Raw genomic sequence first — 16,677 nt, 5'->3', positions numbered from 1 at the left:
ATCACCTTTATTTATAAAATGTTTAGTGGAATAGATTTTTTATTGAAGAGGACTATGTCCTCCTTTTTTAATGCAATAAAAAACCTGTTAACAGCTTATCATATAGATAAGTCATCAACAGGAAAAATTATAGAGCCATTTTTTGATGCAGAAGTTTTATCTACACTGCTAGCTTTGCTATAATAAGTAAGATAGTAAAGGGTGAACACGTTTTATGGATTTAGAAAAATTAAAAGACTACCAAAAACATATTCGAAATTTCGCAATTGTAGCTCATATTGACCACGGTAAGTCTACAATTGCCGATAGAATTCTTGAATTAACAGATACAGTAAGTGAAAGACAACTCAAGAATCAGATGCTGGATGATATGCCGCTTGAACGTCAACGCGGTATTACTATTAAAATGAACTCAGTTGAAGTCAAGTACCATGCTGAAGATGACGAAGACTACATTTTCCACCTGATCGATACACCAGGGCACGTGGACTTTTCTTATGAAGTCTCACGTTCTTTGGCTGCCTGTGAAGGGGCATTAATGGTCGTTGATGCTTCACAGGGTGTGCAAGCTCAGACTTTGGCCAACACTTATTTAGCTATCGATGATGATTTAGCCATTTTACCTGTAATCAATAAAATCGATTTGCCTTCTGCTGACATTCCTAAGACTAAGGAAGAAATCCAAGAGATGCTCGGTCTGGATGCTTCAGAAGCTGCTGAAGTCTCTGGTAAAACCGGACAAGGCATCAAGGACATGCTTGAAAAAGTAGTAAAAGATATTCCAGCTCCATCTGGTGATATTACTGCACCGCTTAAGGCCTTGATTTTTGACTCTAAATACGATGACTATCGCGGCGTTGTCATGTCAGTCAAAATCGAAGATGGTGCGGTCAAGCCTGGTGACAAGATTCAGATTATGAATACAGGCAAGGAATACGAAGTTACCGAAGTTGGTGTTTTAAGTCCACATCCTATTAAAAAAGACATTTTGATTGCTGGGGATGTAGGCTACATTACTGCCAATATTAAATCGGTTCGTGAAACTCGTGTGGGTGATACTATCACTCAAGCGGATAATCCTACTGCAGAACCACTTCCGGGCTACCGGCAAATTCCACCAATGGTTTATTCTGGTATGTATCCAGTAGATAACCGTGACTATGAAGATTTAAAAGAAGCTCTGCAAAAGCTGCAGTTAAATGATGCAGCGCTCGAATTTGAGCCTGAAACTTCTACGGCTTTAGGCTTTGGTTTTCGTTGCGGATTCTTAGGTCTGTTACACATGGACGTTATTCAGGAACGATTAGAACAAGAGTTCGACTTAGATCTGATCATGACCGCACCATCAGTTGATTATCATGCAATTATGAATGATGGTTCAACCAAGGTTATTGATAACCCATCAGATTTGCCAGATGCTGGTGAATACAAAGAAGTGCAAGAACCTTATGTTAAGGCTGAAATCATGGTACCAAACGACTTTGTTGGTCCAGTCATGGAACTTTGCCAAAGAAAACGTGGCGAATTTGTCACCATGGATTATCTTGACAAGTACAGAGTCAATGTCATCTACAACATGCCATTAGCCGAAATCATTTTTGACTTCTTTGACGATTTAAAGTCATCTACTAAAGGCTATGCTTCACTTGATTACGAAATTACGGGCTACCGTTCAACTGACCTGGTTAAGATTGATATTTTACTTAATAAAGAGCCAATTGATGCCCTTAGCTTTATTGCTCACAGATCAGAGGCTCAAGATCGTGCACGGCAAATGACTTCAATGCTTAAGAAATTAATCCCAAGACAAAACTTTGAAGTCGATATTCAAGGTGCGATCGGTGCTAAGATTATTTCACGTGCTACGATTAAGCCATACCGTAAGGACGTTACCTGGAAGATTCACACCGGTGACCCAGATAGACGTGCTAAGCTGCTAGAAAAGCAGAAGCGTGGTAAGAAGAGAATGAAGGCTGTAGGTAAAGTAGAGGTACCGCAAGATGCCTTCATGGCAGTCCTGAAGATGAATGACGATGATATCAAAGAAAAGTAAACATGGCAGATAAAAAGAAAAAACGCAATGTTAGAGTCATTGTTACGCGAGTGATTGCGATCATCTTGCTGCTGGTTGATTTGGTTTTAATTTTTAATAAACAAATCCGCAATGTCATGATCAGCCAAAATCAAAACAAGGCAATGATTTCGTTAACTAGCGAAAAAGTTGCTCAAAATGAAAAAAAGAAGGGCATGTTTGATTTCAAAAGGGTTAAAGAAGTCAGCTTTGGCCAGGTAGTAAAATCAAGCGCAAAAAGCGGTGCCCATGTTATTGGTGCTCTTGCAATTCCTGATGTTAACATGCATCTTCCCATTTGCTTGGGAATGTCTGACGCGGCAATGACCACCGGTGGCGGAACCATGCGAGCCGATCAAGTTATGGGTAAAGGGAATTATCCGCTTGCTGGTCACTATATGACCGCAAAGGGGATTCTCTTTTCACCGCTTGAAGATGTCAAAAAGGGTGAACTTGTATATTTAACCAATATGAAAAAGGTTTATGTGTACAAGATTTACATGAAGAAAAAGGTAAATCCGTATGCTGTCTATTTGGTTAATAACACTAAGAAAGCAATTGTCACTTTGATCACCTGTGCTGATGGTGGCGTTAACCGTTGGGCAGTTCGCGGCAGTTTAGTGAAAACAGAAACAGCAAGCAAGAGTAATCTAAAGGTGTTTAACTTAAAATAATGAAATGGAATAAACGACAAGCCGAAGCGCTTGATTCAGATTTAATTGAGAAATATCAACTTAGTCCGATTGCGGCTAAGTTGTTTTCTTTGCGGAAAATAAATACGGATGACAAACTGAACTTTTGGTTTAACGCTACAGAAAATGACCTGGCTGATCCTTCTTTAATGCATGACATGGACAAAGCTGTTGACCGCATTAATCAAGCAATTGATAATGGCGAAAAAATCACGATTTATGGCGATTATGATGCCGATGGCATTACGGCGACGACCATTATGACGGATGCCTTGGGGATTTTAGGAGCCGATGTGCACTATTTTATTCCCGACCGCTTTAAAGATGGCTATGGACCGAATATGGAACGCTATCATGATATTGTTGCTGATGGTACTAAGTTGATCATTACAGTCGATAACGGCGTTACCGGGGTAGATGAGGTCCAATATGCTCAACAGCATGACGTTGATGTCATTTTAACTGATCACCATACTTTTCAAGAAAATGTGCCCAAACCTTATGCTCTGGTTCATTGCAATTATCCCGGACAAAAGTATCCCTTTGATGACTACTGCGGTGCTGGTGTTGCTTATACCATCTGCCGCAAGCTGATGGAAGATCCAATGCCGGAATTGCTTGATTTAGTAATGATTGGAACCATTGGTGACATGGTTAAAGTGACGGGTGAAGGACATGTCATCGTCAAGCGCGGGTTAGAAATGCTGAACCAAACCGAGCGTCCGGGCTTAAGGGCTTTAATTAAAAATGCTGGTTTGACTATGGGCAGTATTAACGAAACCGATGTTGGCTTCAATATTGCTCCGCGTCTGAATGCCGTCGGCCGTTTAGCCAATGCCAATATGGCGGTTGAACTTTTGCTAAGTGATGATGAGGCCGAGGCAAAAAAGCTAGCTGACAAGGTTGAAGAGCTGAATGATGAGCGCAAGGAATTAACCGCGGAAGTTTATCACCGCTGCATGAGCCAGATTAAGGAAAACAGTTGGCAAAAGCAGAATACGCTGGTTTTATATGATCCTGAATTTCATGAAGGCGTACTTGGTTTAGTAGCAAACAAGATCGTTGAAAAAACTCATAAGCCAACCATTGTTTTGACTAAAAATAAAGCCGGCGAAATCAAGGGATCTGGCCGTTCTATTCCTGGCTTTAATCTCTTTGATGCGTTAAATCCATTAAAAGATTCATTATTGACGAAATTTGGCGGGCATGATTTTGCCTGTGGTCTTTCTTTAACGGAAAATAAAATAAATCTGCTTCGGGATAAATTCGAAAAGGACTTTCACGTTGAAGGCACTTTGGAAGAAAAATACTATGACTTTGAACTGCCATTAAAGAATTTGACACCTCAAACAATGGCTGAAATAAATCAAGTGGGGCCATTTGGCACAGGCGATCCCAATCCTATTTTTAGTATTGATTCGCCACAGATTACTCATTTCTTCAAGATGGGCAAGGAGAAAAATCACGTTAAGTTTACCGCTGAAAAGGGTGGCGGCAAGCTAGACATCGTTGGTTTCAACAAGGAATTTTTGAATAATAATCTCTTGCCATTTATTTCGGAAGTCTTTTTCCAACTTGCAGTCAATACTTACCGCAATCGCGTGCAATTGCAGGGAATCATGGAAGGAATTCAGTTCGCTTCGCCAAAATTGGCGGTGCCAGCGCCTGTAATTGATCTTAGAACGGAAAATTATGTCATGGGCTTTGCCGATCGGTATTTGCTCTTTGATGAGAAAAACGTCAATTACGCTCAAAATAGTTTAGGCATCCAACCAAATAAGATTAGTTTGGTTAAAGACTATCAAACTGATGGCGAGGTAGCGGTTTTACTTGATACCCCGCACAGTCAAGCGGAGTTAAATCAGGCTTTAGCCAATAATTATCAGCAGTTGTATTTGCGCTTCCTGCTTGATCAATTGCCAGTCGAAAATTTGCCCAACAAAGGCTATTTTGCTAAAGTTCTTAAGTATATTTATGCCCATCCAAGCCTGAAACTGGAGGATTATCGTTCAGTAGCGCCGTTTCTTGGTCTGGATTATGACAGCGTACTGTTTATTTTGCGGGTATTCTTTGAATTAGGATTTGTAAGTTTGGATCAGGGTCGACTTGTAGGGACGAGCACCCCTGAGAAAAAGCCGCTTTCCACTTCAAAGTATTTGATGGCGACAAAATCGCAAATTGATTTCGTACAACAGTTGCGCAATATGCCTAGTCAGCAATTAATTACGTATATTAAGAATTTCATGAAATAAATTGTTTAGTTTTTAATGCTTTATTAGCCGATGTTTGGTAAAATGTAAAGGTCAAAAGTGTTTATAGCCAAACACACGGATTTTTGGAGGTTTTTCTTCTATGGCAGTTGATTTTAGTAAATATATTGCAAATATTCCTGATTTTCCAAACAAGGGCATTATTTTCCGCGATATTACGCCTATCTTGCAAGACGGCAAATTATATCGCGCTGCAACTCATGAGCTTGCTGAATACGCAAAGAAACGTGGTGCTGATGTCATTGTTGGCCCAGAAGCTAGAGGATTCATCGTTGGTTGTCCTGTAGCCACTGAATTGGGAATTGGCTTTGTGCCTGCACGTAAGCCGCACAAGTTGCCAAGAGAAACTGAAAGTGCTTCTTATGATTTGGAATACGGTTCAAATGTTTTGGAAATGCACAAGGATGCAATTAAACCAGGTCAAAAAGTAGTTATCTGCGATGACTTAATGGCTACTGCTGGTACCTTGCATGCTACTAAGGAATTGGTCGAAAACCTTGGCGGTAAAGTTGTGGGAGCTGCTTTCTACATTGAATTGGTTGATTTAAAGGGTCGCGAAAAGTTCCCAGATACTAATATTTACTCACTTGTTCAATATCATGGCTCATAATTAAAAAGTTTAAAACGAAGGCATTAGGTTGCAGGAATGCAGCTTAATGCTTTTTCTTTTTCAAGTCTCTCTTTGAGTTCTCTGCTAGAAAAGTGCATAATAGGAATGTTTGATTATGAAAGAGCGATTTTTAGTAGTTTATGGATAATAGTAATTCGACCAAGATTAAACTAGGCAGTTTAGTCCTGATGATTTTTTCTGCCATTTTTGGCTTTTCAAACTCCATCAGTGCCTTCTATCAGATGGGGTACGCAAGTATCATTTGGTACGTCGTGACGGCGATTTTGTTCTTCTTGCCTTCAGCTCTGATTTTCGCTGAATATGGGGCAAGTTTTAAGGGCATCAAAGGCGGTATTTATTCTTGGCTTGAAGGTTCAACTAATGAAAAAGTTGCCTTTGTCGGTACTTTTATTTGGCTGGCAGCTTGGGTTATCTGGTTGGTATCTTCAACTCAATTCTTTTTAGTATCTGTTTCAACCGCGGTCTGGGGTCATGATACGACTCAAAGCTGGAATTTCTTGAATCTGAATTCAACACAGCTCTTAGGTATCCTTGAAGTTGTTTTCTTGGTAATCGTCACTTTTTGTGCGGCTAAAGGAATTGACAAGATTAAAGTAGTTTCCAACATCGGCGGCTTCTTTACTTTGGCTATTGCCATCGGCTTTACGGTTGTTTCATTGCTGGTCTTTTTGCTTAATAAAGGACATCTGGCTCAACCAATAACCGCACAAAATTTGGTTCATTCACCAAACTCAGCTTTCCAGTCGCCAATTGCAGTTGTTTCATTCATCGTTTATGCCTTGTTTGCTTACGGCGGTCTAGAAACAACTTCTGGTGTCATTGATTCGGTTGACAAGCCTGAAAAAACTTATCCCAAGGGCTTGATCATTGCCATGGTTATCATGACCTTTCTTTACGTCTTCAACATCTTGATGTGTGGGGTTGCGGTCAACTGGAAAGCACAACTTGGCGGTAAAGAAGTTGATTTGGCTAATGTTGAATATATTCTGATCAATAATTTGGGTATCGTGCTGGGGCACAGCCTGGGTTTATCCAATTCGGTTTCGGCTACAATTGGTTCAGTCTTTTCACACTGTGCCGGTTGGGCTGACGTTTTGTCCGGCATTTCAGCAGCTTTTTTGATGGTTTACTCACCAATCAAGTCATTCATTGAAGGCTGTGATAATCGACTTTTGCCACGCAAATTGGTAAAGCTTAACAAGCATAATATGCCAGAGCGCTCAATGTGGCTGCAAGCGGTCATTGTTTCAGTTATCATCCTGTTCATTTCATTTGGTGGCAATGCAGCGGGCAAGTTCTACACGATTTTAATGGATATGATGAATGTTTCCTCATCTGCGCCATACTTGTTCTTGATTGCAGCTTATCCATTCTTTAAAGAAAAGAAGAACTTGGATCGACCATTTGTCTTTATTGAAGGCAAGAAAAAGGTCTGGGCCACTACCCTCGTTGTTTGGTTAGTGGTTGCAATTGGGATTATCTTCACTTGTATCGAGCCATTATTTCGCGGTGACTACCAAACTTCCTTCTGGACTGCAATTGGTCCAGTAGCCTTTGGTGTGATTGCATATCTTTACTACACAATACGTGAACATAAGGAAAATCAGCTTTAAATGATTAGTACTTTTCTTTTTACAAGAAAAGTGCTTTTTTTATACAATTAAATGCGCAAGAAAGTTAAAGGAGATGAAAAGATGCAGTTATTTGGTCAAATTTATTTAGATGAAAATTAACTTTTAGTCGGTCACTTGTCCTTGACCAAACCAGCGCGTTTTCATCTTTTCTCTTATGGCAAACATCATCAGACTGATTTCCAAGAGCTTTTTTCGTTTATTTAAAAATTGATGAATGATCAAAGCCATGACTATCTATATTTTGCCAGTCGTTTTTATGAAATGCCGATCCTGGTTTTGGATCAAAAGCGCAGAGAGCAAACACAAGAGCAGCTGTTGCAGCTTTTTAGTATGAGAAGAGCATTGCTGACTTCGCTGGATTCACCTTTTAACATAATGAAAAAATATCCTGGCTTATGGAGCAAGCATGAGACGCAAATGCTATCAACTTGGCAGCATAATCCTCATTTTTTGGATATTCGGACGCTTGATGGTCGAATCGATCATGGCGAATTGACCAGATTGGAACGCTACTGGCTTGAAATGGGCTTGCCTATTTAATAATCCGCGACAAAGCGCATTACGCAGTTAAGGCAAAGGCTGTTGAATTTGGCCACTTTATTTGAAACGACACGCTTCCAACAATCGCAGAAACAATCGAAGCAATTTTGTACCGCGACCATCACATTCAAGATCGGCCTTCTGCCCAGTTTTATCTGCCTGCTTTGAAAAGCAATTGAGGTCAGAAATTGCTGCAATTTTACGGTCGTTATCAAGGCATTAATCTAACGCAAGTGGGCAGTTTGAAGCATGTTCATCAAGATTTGAAAAATTATCGGCCGCCATTGCTTCAAAATCCAGATGGGACTTTTTTGGCTTTGCTCCCAAGTGAAAATGGTCTGCATGGCATTACGGTTAATCCAGCACTTTATGAGAGAACTAGGAACTGGAAGAATGCGGCTGCTTTTGCGAGAACGGATTATAGCAAAAAGATTTACAAGGTTGAAACTCCCATGCTTTTTCAAAAGACCTTGCTCAAAATGAAGGTCTTTGACGCTCATGCTGCTAAATTCGTTAAGCAGATGATTGCCAATGTTGAGAAAAATGGCAAAAATACCCCAGAAATCTTAGCCGACTATCGTTTGCTGCACGCATTAAAAGGAGCAGGCGAAACCAGTTTTGATAATCATCTAAAGCAGCCGAACAATATCTTGGCGATGTATTTGACAGTACAATTGCAGATCCTTGAATTGGTCGAAGAATTGCAGGAGAGAGGAATTTAATATCTATTCGGTTAATTCATTAATTCTGTATTTAAACCTCCCTGAGGGAATGTCGGAGACTGAATTAGATCGATTGCTAGCAAAGACTGATTTCAAAGTGATTACCGCGGCCGTGATTTTTATGCTAAAAGTGCCAACAAACATCTTTATTATTCAGAAAAAAATGGCATTCAAGCAGCGGGAGACGGCTTTAATCATTATGATGGTTCAAACGTCTTTACGGATCAGCAGCGGCCGACCATTGTGGAAACCGTGCTGGATGAATTGTTGCTAGAAGCTCATGGCAAGCTGCAACAGATTACCGATGCAGCAATTAAGGAAAAACTCGAACAGCACATGCAAAGTCTTAAGAAAACGGAATGGATGCAGCCTGTTTTGAGTTCGCCTTTAAAAGAAATCTTTGCCATTGATCTTAAAACCAAGCGTTTGGCAGAACCGGCTTTGCGTGGTTTTTACGTCAAAAGCGGAACTGAGAATGGCACTGAAGTCGAACGGATCTATTATACAAATCGTGGCAATGGGGATGCCCGTCTTTCTGAACTTGCTGATGAGATCAATTTGCGTGAGCGTTATCAGACAAACAAGAAGAATGTTTATCGAGAAAAAATTACTTTTATCAAAATCGAATTTTCCTAATTGTCGACGATTTAAGAAAAATTGCAATTAATGAACTAAAAGAAAGGCTGGATTTGAATTCATATGCAGATTTGGTTCGCCAACTGTTAAATACCTGGAAAAATAAAGACTAAGTACGAATTTTGTACTTAGTCTTTTCTATTGCAATATTCGATTTTTATAAAATTGGTGAAAGCAATCTTGAGAAGTATTGTTTGAACTTGCGCCAAGCTGATTGCTGCTTGAAGTATTCATTCGTCATCAAAGTTGATTTCTTCAAATCTTCTTCAAAAATTGCTTTTAGTTTAGCAGATAATTCAGGTGAGTAGTTAAAACTGTTAACTTCGAAGTTCAAGCTGTAGCTTCTGAAATCTTGGTTAGCCGAACCAACTGAAGAAATATTGGAATCAGACACCATTGTTTTGGCATGAATAAAACCATTATCGTACTTGTAAACTTTAACACCGTTCTCAGTTAAGTACTTAGCGTAATATTCCGTTGCCCGATAAACAAATGCGTGATCGGCCATGCAAGGAACCATAATGCGGACATCTATACCGCTTTTGGCAGCAATGATCAAAGATTCAAGCATTGGTGCTTCAGGAATAAGGTAAGGCGTTTGGATATAAACGTAGTCAAGGGAACTAGCAATAATTTCTTGGTAGGAGCGCCGGATAGCTGCATTTTCAGAATCAGGACCGGAAGAAACGATTTGCATTGGTACTTGCTCGTTATTATCTGCTGTTTGAATTTTAAAATCTTTCAGCCAGCCCAGATTATATTTCGGCAAGCGTGTTTTACGGCAGGAAGTATTCCAATCCATTGCAAAGCGAATTTCCATCAGATCAGCCGCTTGTCCGACAACGCGCAAGTGAGTATCGCGCCAATGACCAAACTTTTGCGAGCGGTCAACATATTGATCACCAATATTGAAACCGCCGATATAGCCAATTCGGTGGTCGATCACGACCACTTTGCGGTGCAGGTGATAATTCATTCTTGGCGTTATGAACCAATATTTACTGGAAGTAGAAATAAAAGGTTGTGCTTGTCCGCCTAAATCGCGCAATTTGTTGAAAAAAGAAGGCTTGGTGCCGCGTGAACCACTGGCATCGTAAATCACCCGCACTTTAACTCCACGCTTCTGTGCCTCTTCTAAAGCGGCTAAGACGCTATTGCCTAAATGATCATCATAAAAAGTATAAAATTCGACATCGATCATTTCTTTAGCCTGGTTGATATTTTCAACCAGATTATCAAACAAGGTGGGACCGTCGGTAAAAACCTCAACTTGATTATTGTAGGTTAAAATTGCGTCATCGTTATTAAGATTAAGTTCTACCAGCCGGCGAGCACGTGGCTTGCGGTCTTTTTCTGGCAGCAGGTCATGTTTGCGCAGCTCATCACGTTGTTTGCTTAAAAATTGGTCACGAATCTTTTTCTGCTCATCTTGAATAGCAAAGATTTTATCGTGTGACAAATGTCTTCCCAAAAAGAGATAGAGGATAAAACCAATGTAGGGAAAGACTGATAAAACAAGCAGCCATGCCCAGGTTGAAGCAATATTTCTCCGACTGCGGAAAACTGTCCAAATTGCAAAAGCAATGTTGATCAGCCACAAGACTTCAATTATTCGTCTGATTACATCCCAAGTCCAAATCATTCTAATACCAAACTTTCTTTTAAAAGATTATTAAACTAATTTTAGCAAAAATATCAAAAAAAGCCATTGAGTATATCAACTCAATGACTTTTGGATATAAATTATTTGTTTTCCATAATTGGCTTGTAGAAGAGGTCAATGACAACGGCTACGATCAGGGCAACCACAATAGTAATCAATAGGTTTTGAATCGAAATTTTGGTCATTGCTAAACCAAACAAGGCCAAGATGAAAGTTAAGAGCAAATCGCAAATTTGAACGATTCCGACCAATTTAGATGGGTAATCCCGCCAGAAGTACTTCTTGGTTCTGGTGATTAAAACAATCAGCATCGCGCTTAGTACCAAGTAAACATAAACCATGGTCGAAATGGTGCCGTGACTCCAGCCATGCATGGTCAGATAGGAGACAAAGGCAATGCCCAGAACAGTCCAACCGGCAGCCAGCGAGAAGGCGATTTTGGCTAAACGGCCCATGTCCCAGTTTTCTGGCTTATAAGTAATGTGAGTCCGGTCGGTACCAATCATCATCGTTACCATGTTGTTCATGACAGTGTAGATAACCATGGCATTTAAGGCTAATGGGATGTAGTTGAAGAAGAGGTAGCCAAAGGTCATGATCATCGTCAATTCAGCAGTTCTGGCTAATTTAGTTAAAGACCACGTAGTCATTCTTTGGTAAACGCGGTGACCAGCGTCCAAAATTTTAACGATTGAAGTTAAACCATCGTCAAGAAGCACTATCTTGCTGGAACGTTTAGCAACGTCGGCAGCGTTAGAAACAGCAATCCCGACTTCAGCTTGCTTCAATGCAGGTGAGTCATTAACGCCATCACCGGTCATACCGATGATGTAGCCTTTCTTTTGGAAAAACTTGACCATTTTCAGTTTATCTTCTGGCAAAACATCAGCAATCCCGGCCAAATGTTCAACATCGGTTTCTTCATTGAAGTCATGAATTGAGATGACATTACCAGCTAAATCAACTTCTTTGGCAATGGCAGCCGCTGTTCTTTGGTTGTCACCAGTCAACATAATTGTACGAATGCCGCGCTTTTTGAGTTCTTGCAGGGCCTGTTTTGAATCGTGGCGAACTTTGTCTTTCAAAATAAAGACGCCGGCTAATTTATCATCAATTAAGAGAGCAACTGAACGACCGGCTTCGAAGTCAACGTCTTTTATAATATTTTCAGCATTTTGATCGATTAGTGACAATTGCTTGAAGGATCCCAGTTTAATGTTATGACCATTGATTTCGGCCATTGAGTAACCGGTATTGGAGGTAAATGGAGTAAAGTCTTCTGCTTCTTCTACCTTAAGGCCCTTGCTTAAAATAAATTCGTCCAGGGCAGCGTCGATGATGCTTTGATTTCTTTGATCAGTTGCGGCAGCAGTTAGTTCTAAGAGCTGGCTATCGTCAAGATCGCTAAAATTCTTCCAGCTGGTAACAGCTGTTTTGTTTTCAGTGATCGTTCCCGTTTTATCAAGCAAAAGCAAATTCAAGTTGGCAGCATCCTGAATACCAGTCAAATCAGCTGTCAAGACGCCTTCTTTGCTCAAACGGGTTGCTTCAAAAGAGTTGGATAAAGCAAAGGTAGATGGCATGGCAACTGGGATAGATGCGATGAACATCATTGCCAAAAAGGCTAGTTTATCATTAATGAAGCCAATGACCGTTCCACCTTTGATGAAGTAGGCGATAACGATAATAGCAGTTAAAACGCCATCGAGAAGGCAGAGATAATAGATGATCTTAGTCAGCAGCTGCTGCAAGTGACCAGGAGCCGCAGAATTGTTGATCAGGTTGATCGTCTTGCCTGAGCGTGAATTTTTGCCAGTCGCGGTAACTAGGGCAAGCCCGTGGCCTTCCATGACTGTTGTGCCGGCATAGGCGGTTTCATTGATCTTCTTTTTGACTGCTTTGGATTCACCGGTAATCGAAGATTCATCAAATGACATTTGTCCTTCAAGAATTTTGACATCGGCAGAAACGACATCCCCGCGTTGCAGTGAGATCAAATCGCCAACAACTAATTGCTTGGAACTAATTTTGATCCACTTGCCATCGCGTTCAACGGCAACCGTTGGCGTTAATTTATGTGAAATGCTGTCCAACACTTTTCTGGATTGCTTCTTTTTCGAAGCACCATTCCAAGCAGCAAACAGTAGCATTCCTAAAACAAAGAGTGCTTGGACGCGTTTGCCTAAAGCAAACTCCAAAATTAAGGCACCTTCAAGAATCCATGCGGAAAGATTCCAGAGTTTACTGGCAAATTCTTTCCAGAAATTGTATTTAGGTTCAGGCACTTCATTCAATCCATATTTTTTAAGTCGTTTTTCGGCTTCAGCCTGGCTTAGGCCATGAATATTTTCAGCCATTGAATTTCTCCCTCCAGATTAAATCTACCTATTAAGTTAGCACAGATGTTGCTTTGAATAAAATATCGTCTTAAGATAAGAGATATCTAAAAATTTAATATCTGCTTTGAGGTACTTTAAAATTATGAATTTGAAACAATTACGCTATTTTTTGGCAGTTGCTGAAGAAAAACAGATTACGGCGGCTGCTAAGCGTCTTTTTATCGCACAACCGCCTTTATCTTACCAGTTAAAGCAGCTGGAAAAGGAGTTGGGCGTCGCACTTTTTACCAGAACAGCCTATGGCATTGAACTGACTGATGCGGGTAAGGAACTGCAAAACTATGCTGAAAGAATTCTAACTTTAGCGCAAACTGCAAAAGATCAGGTCAATAAAACGGCTAAAGGGGAGTTGGGTACTATCAAAATTGGTTCTGCTTCTTCGTCCGTTGGTGAATTGCCTTCAGATAAGTTTAAACAATTAACGCGATTTTATCCTGATATTTCTTTTGACGTCTATGAAAAAAATACTTTTGGCGTTTTGGATAAATTGCGCAGTGGCACGATTGACTTAGGGATTGTGCGGACGCCGTTTAACCATAATGGCATTCAGAGTAAGACTTTGACTAATGAAAGAATGACCTTGGTAACAACAGAGCAAAAATTATTAGAAAAGCAGACAGTTAATCTGAAGGAACTTAGCAAACAACCGCTAATCATTTATCGCCGCTTTGAAAATATTTTTAATGAAAGTTTTGCTCATCAGGGCCTTAAGCCTTATTATGCTGTAAAATGCGATGACTCAAGAACAGCAATTTTGTGGGCTCAGCAGGAGATGGGAGCAGCACTTGTTCCAGAATCGATTGCTAATTTATACGCGCCAAAACAATTCGTTTTGGTAAAGCATGCAAGTTGGGAAACTCATTTGCAACTGGTTTGGCTAAAAGAAAAAGTTTCGCCTTTGATGAAACGGATCATTGACATTTTTTAGGGCAAAAAAAGAGGCTTGCGATTGCAAGTCTCTTTTTCTTATTAACTCAAACTAATGATAAATTAGTCCTTGTCAACGTCGTCTGGGAAGAATGCCAAACGTTCGCCTTCACCGAGTTCTTCTTCGATTTCAAGTAAACGGTTGTACTTTTCAACACGTTCTGAACGAGCTGGAGCACCAGACTTCAATTGACCACCGTTTACAGCAACGGCTAAGTCAGCGATGAAGGTGTCACCAGTTTCACCTGAACGGTGAGAAATCATAGTGTTGTAACCATTCTTACGTGAAAGACGGACAGTTTCAAGGGTTTCAGTTACAGTACCGATTTGGTTCAACTTGATCAATGAAGCGTTACCAGCGCCATCGTGAATAGCCTTGTTCAAAAGCTTAGGGTTAGTACAAATGAAGTCGTCAAGAACGATTTGGATACGGTCTTTGTGGCTCTTAGTGAACTTAACTATACCGTCAATATCGTTTTCGTCGTATGGGTCTTCCATAGAAATTAATTCTGGGAATTCGTCAAGCAACTTGTCGTAGTAGTTTGCCAACTCTTCATCGTCAAGAACCTTGCCTTCAAGGTGGTACTTGTGATCATCCTTGTTGTAGAAGTATGAAGCAGCACAGTCACATGCAATAGCGATGTCTTCACCTGGCTTGTAACCAGCCTTGATGATTGATTCGTGCAAAGCCTTCAAAGCTTCTTCTGAGTTCTTCATGTTAGGAGCGAAACCACCTTCGTCACCTAAGCCAGTTTCGTAACCCATGTCTTCCAAAACCTTCTTCAAGGTGTGGTAAGTGTTAACGATCTTTTCGAAGCCGTCACGGAATGAAGTCTTGTTAACTGGAGTGATCATGAATTCTTGGATGTCGATACCGTTGTCAGCATGTTCACCACCGTTGATAACGTTGTGGAAAGTTTGTGGCATTTCAAGATCAATACCGCCAAGGTAACGGTACAAAGGTTGACCTGCATCCTTAGCTGCAGCACAAGCAGTAGCCATAGATACACCCAAGATAGCGTTGGCACCGAGACGACCCTTGTTTGGAGTACCGTCTAAGTCGATCATAGTCTTGTCGATCTTTGGTTGATCGTATGGGTCCATACCCTTTAATGCATCGTTGATTTCAGTGTTAACGTTGTTAACTGCCTTTGAAACACCTTTACCACCAAGACGTGAACCACCATCACGTAATTCAACGGCTTCGTTTTCACCAGTTGAAGCACCAGATGGAACTTCAGCCTTACCTACGACACCGTTTGAAAGGGTAACGTGAACTTCAACAGTTGGGTTACCACGTGAGTCAAAAATTTCAAGTGCATGAACATTTTCAATGACTGATTTTAACATCAAAAAACCTCCTAAAAATATCTGGTGTGATACCGGTTTAAAAGTATCATCGCCACCTGAAGAGCTATTTGCTCTTCGTCCACACCTCAAATTTTAGCTTAACTTTGTGATTGTGTAAACATATGAAAGCGCTTTACATTTTTAATTTTTCCTAAAGGGAGATTAACTCTTTTTAAGCTTTACGATATAATTTTTAAGCTTTACGATATAATTTTTAAGCTTTACGATATAATTAAAAATATAGAAATAGAAAAAGATATTTACGAGGAAAAAACAAAATATGAGTGAAATTAGATTAATCATCGATTCTAGCTCAAATGACTTAACAGATTCAAAACGCAATTTAATTGTGGTGCCGTTGACTATTTCATTTGGCGGAAAAGACTATTTAGATAATGAAGGCTTGGATATGCAAGACTACTTGCAAAAAATGGATGAAAACAATGTCGCTGGCAAAACTTCATGTCCTAGCATTAAAGAATGGCTTGAAGCTTTAGAAGGTAGTGAAAAAGCAATCATTGTTACCATGACCAGTCAGTTGAGCGGCACTTATTCTTCTGCTTTGCAGGCAAAAGACATTTACTTGGAAAAAAATCCCAAGAGTGAAATTATTGTCGTTGATACGCGTAGTGCCGGACCAGAAATGGAAATTGTTTTGCAGGGAATCGAAAAAATCCTTAAAAACAATGTTCGCTGGGTAGATGTCGATGCGGCCATTGCCAAAATGCGGACACAGACGCACCTATTGTTTGCTTTGCAGTCGCTGCACAACTTGTCTTTGAATGGACGGGTTTCTCCAGCCTTAGCAAAAGTTGCCAAAATGCTCCATATTAAGTTGATTGGAGCTGCCAGCAAGGAAGGCAAGCTTGAACCATTGGCAAAATTGCGTGGCATGAAGCGGGTCAACTTGGAAATGGTCAAGGAAATGAAAAAGCTGAATTATCAAGGCGGACAAGTCATCATCGACTACTGTCAAAATGAAGACGAGGCAGAAAAATTGAAAGACAAGATTTTGGCCGCATTTCCGGATGCAGACATTACTTTGAGACCAATGCACGGACTGTGCAGCTTTTATGCTGAAAAGCGCGGCTTGATGGTCGGCTTTAATGAAAAATAAAATTACTAACAAAAAAGGATTAGCA

Annotated in this window: 14 protein-coding genes; 11 read left to right on the top strand and 3 right to left on the bottom strand. The window is 40.3% G+C overall.

What is annotated here, in order from left to right; translation table 11 throughout:
- The 9 genes from HMPREF0493_RS08860 to HMPREF0493_RS05910 form a co-directional block, all read left to right on the top strand.
- Positions 1 to 183: hypothetical protein (locus tag HMPREF0493_RS08860; protein ID WP_006352431.1), on the top strand; the 183-nt coding region annotated here is incomplete at its 5' end.
- 31 nt (positions 184 to 214) lie between these two features.
- Positions 215 to 2,053: a translation elongation factor 4 gene (gene lepA / locus HMPREF0493_RS05945; RefSeq protein WP_006352430.1), complete on the top strand. Its 1,839-nt coding sequence runs from the start codon at positions 215 to 217 to the stop codon at positions 2,051 to 2,053.
- 2 nt (positions 2,054 to 2,055) lie between these two features.
- Complete coding sequence (locus HMPREF0493_RS05940) at positions 2,056 to 2,745, top strand: class A sortase (protein WP_006352429.1); 690 nt, start codon at positions 2,056 to 2,058, stop codon at positions 2,743 to 2,745.
- On the top strand, positions 2,745 to 5,015 hold the full coding sequence (gene recJ, locus HMPREF0493_RS05935) for a single-stranded-DNA-specific exonuclease RecJ (RefSeq protein WP_006352428.1): 2,271 nt from the start codon (positions 2,745 to 2,747) through the stop codon (positions 5,013 to 5,015). The genes HMPREF0493_RS05940 and recJ overlap by 1 nt, the downstream gene beginning before the upstream one ends.
- A 100-nt stretch (positions 5,016 to 5,115) precedes the next feature.
- A complete protein-coding gene (locus tag HMPREF0493_RS05930) occupies positions 5,116 to 5,643 on the top strand; it encodes an adenine phosphoribosyltransferase (RefSeq protein WP_006352427.1) in 528 nt (175 codons plus the stop codon).
- A gap of 140 nt (positions 5,644 to 5,783) precedes the next feature.
- The gene (gene yjeM / locus HMPREF0493_RS05925; protein WP_006352426.1) at positions 5,784 to 7,277 is read left to right on the top strand and encodes a glutamate/gamma-aminobutyrate family transporter YjeM; all 1,494 of its coding nucleotides are present in this window, start codon (positions 5,784 to 5,786) and stop codon (positions 7,275 to 7,277) included.
- Between the two features lie 231 nt (positions 7,278 to 7,508).
- Entirely contained in the window at positions 7,509 to 7,838 is a 330-nt protein-coding gene (locus tag HMPREF0493_RS05920) for a hypothetical protein (RefSeq protein ID WP_006352424.1), read from the top strand.
- 188 nt (positions 7,839 to 8,026) lie between these two features.
- Entirely contained in the window at positions 8,027 to 8,560 is a 534-nt protein-coding gene (locus HMPREF0493_RS05915) for a hypothetical protein (RefSeq protein ID WP_006352423.1), read from the top strand.
- Positions 8,561 to 8,803: 243 nt separating this feature from the next.
- Positions 8,804 to 9,196 carry a hypothetical protein gene (locus tag HMPREF0493_RS05910; RefSeq protein WP_006352422.1) on the top strand — a complete coding sequence of 131 codons (393 nt, stop codon included), beginning with the start codon at positions 8,804 to 8,806 and terminating at the stop codon, positions 9,194 to 9,196.
- Between the two features lie 157 nt (positions 9,197 to 9,353).
- Here HMPREF0493_RS05910 and cls read toward each other — a convergent pair whose 3' ends face one another.
- Positions 9,354 to 10,838 (bottom strand): cardiolipin synthase, encoded by a 1,485-nt coding sequence (gene cls / locus HMPREF0493_RS05905; RefSeq protein ID WP_006352421.1) that lies wholly within the window; start codon positions 10,836 to 10,838, stop codon positions 9,354 to 9,356.
- 101 nt (positions 10,839 to 10,939) lie between these two features.
- Positions 10,940 to 13,216 carry an HAD-IC family P-type ATPase gene (locus HMPREF0493_RS05900; RefSeq protein ID WP_006352420.1) on the bottom strand — a complete coding sequence of 759 codons (2,277 nt, stop codon included), beginning with the start codon at positions 13,214 to 13,216 and terminating at the stop codon, positions 10,940 to 10,942.
- A 124-nt stretch (positions 13,217 to 13,340) separates the two neighbouring features.
- Here HMPREF0493_RS05900 and HMPREF0493_RS05895 point away from each other — a divergent pair, with 124 nt between their 5' ends.
- Entirely contained in the window at positions 13,341 to 14,186 is an 846-nt protein-coding gene (locus HMPREF0493_RS05895) for a LysR family transcriptional regulator (RefSeq protein WP_006352419.1), read from the top strand.
- Between the two features lie 62 nt (positions 14,187 to 14,248).
- Here the strand turns inward: HMPREF0493_RS05895 and eno are convergent, their stop codons facing one another.
- On the bottom strand, positions 14,249 to 15,535 hold the full coding sequence (eno, locus tag HMPREF0493_RS05890) for a phosphopyruvate hydratase (RefSeq protein WP_006352418.1): 1,287 nt from the start codon (positions 15,533 to 15,535) through the stop codon (positions 14,249 to 14,251).
- Positions 15,536 to 15,815: 280 nt separating this feature from the next.
- On the opposite strand from eno, the gene HMPREF0493_RS05885 reads away from it, so the two are divergent.
- Complete coding sequence (locus HMPREF0493_RS05885; protein ID WP_006352417.1) at positions 15,816 to 16,652, top strand: DegV family protein; 837 nt, start codon at positions 15,816 to 15,818, stop codon at positions 16,650 to 16,652.
- Positions 16,653 to 16,677: the final 25 nt, after the last annotated feature.

It is taken from the genome of Lactobacillus amylolyticus DSM 11664 (assembly GCF_000178475.1).
Classification (GTDB): domain Bacteria; phylum Bacillota; class Bacilli; order Lactobacillales; family Lactobacillaceae; genus Lactobacillus; species Lactobacillus amylolyticus.
Note: the sequence above shows the minus strand (reverse complement) of the source record. Positions and strands in the feature narration are given on the sequence as shown.

What these genes read in the sequence shown, in the direction of transcription:
- HMPREF0493_RS05920 (WP_006352424.1), top strand. Translation starts at nt 7,509, where the DNA reads ATGAATGATCAAAGCCATGACTATCTATATTTTGCCAGTCGTTTTTAT.
- HMPREF0493_RS05900 (WP_006352420.1), bottom strand. Translation starts at nt 13,216, where the DNA reads ATGGCTGAAAATATTCATGGCCTAAGCCAGGCTGAAGCCGAAAAACGA.
- HMPREF0493_RS05930 (WP_006352427.1), top strand. Translation starts at nt 5,116, where the DNA reads ATGGCAGTTGATTTTAGTAAATATATTGCAAATATTCCTGATTTTCCA.
- cls (WP_006352421.1), bottom strand. Translation starts at nt 10,838, where the DNA reads ATGATTTGGACTTGGGATGTAATCAGACGAATAATTGAAGTCTTGTGG.
- recJ (WP_006352428.1), top strand. Translation starts at nt 2,745, where the DNA reads ATGAAATGGAATAAACGACAAGCCGAAGCGCTTGATTCAGATTTAATT.
- yjeM (WP_006352426.1), top strand. Translation starts at nt 5,784, where the DNA reads ATGGATAATAGTAATTCGACCAAGATTAAACTAGGCAGTTTAGTCCTG.
- HMPREF0493_RS05885 (WP_006352417.1), top strand. Translation starts at nt 15,816, where the DNA reads ATGAGTGAAATTAGATTAATCATCGATTCTAGCTCAAATGACTTAACA.
- eno (WP_006352418.1), bottom strand. Translation starts at nt 15,535, where the DNA reads ATGTTAAAATCAGTCATTGAAAATGTTCATGCACTTGAAATTTTTGAC.
- lepA (WP_006352430.1), top strand. Translation starts at nt 215, where the DNA reads ATGGATTTAGAAAAATTAAAAGACTACCAAAAACATATTCGAAATTTC.
- HMPREF0493_RS05895 (WP_006352419.1), top strand. Translation starts at nt 13,341, where the DNA reads ATGAATTTGAAACAATTACGCTATTTTTTGGCAGTTGCTGAAGAAAAA.
- HMPREF0493_RS05940 (WP_006352429.1), top strand. Translation starts at nt 2,056, where the DNA reads ATGGCAGATAAAAAGAAAAAACGCAATGTTAGAGTCATTGTTACGCGA.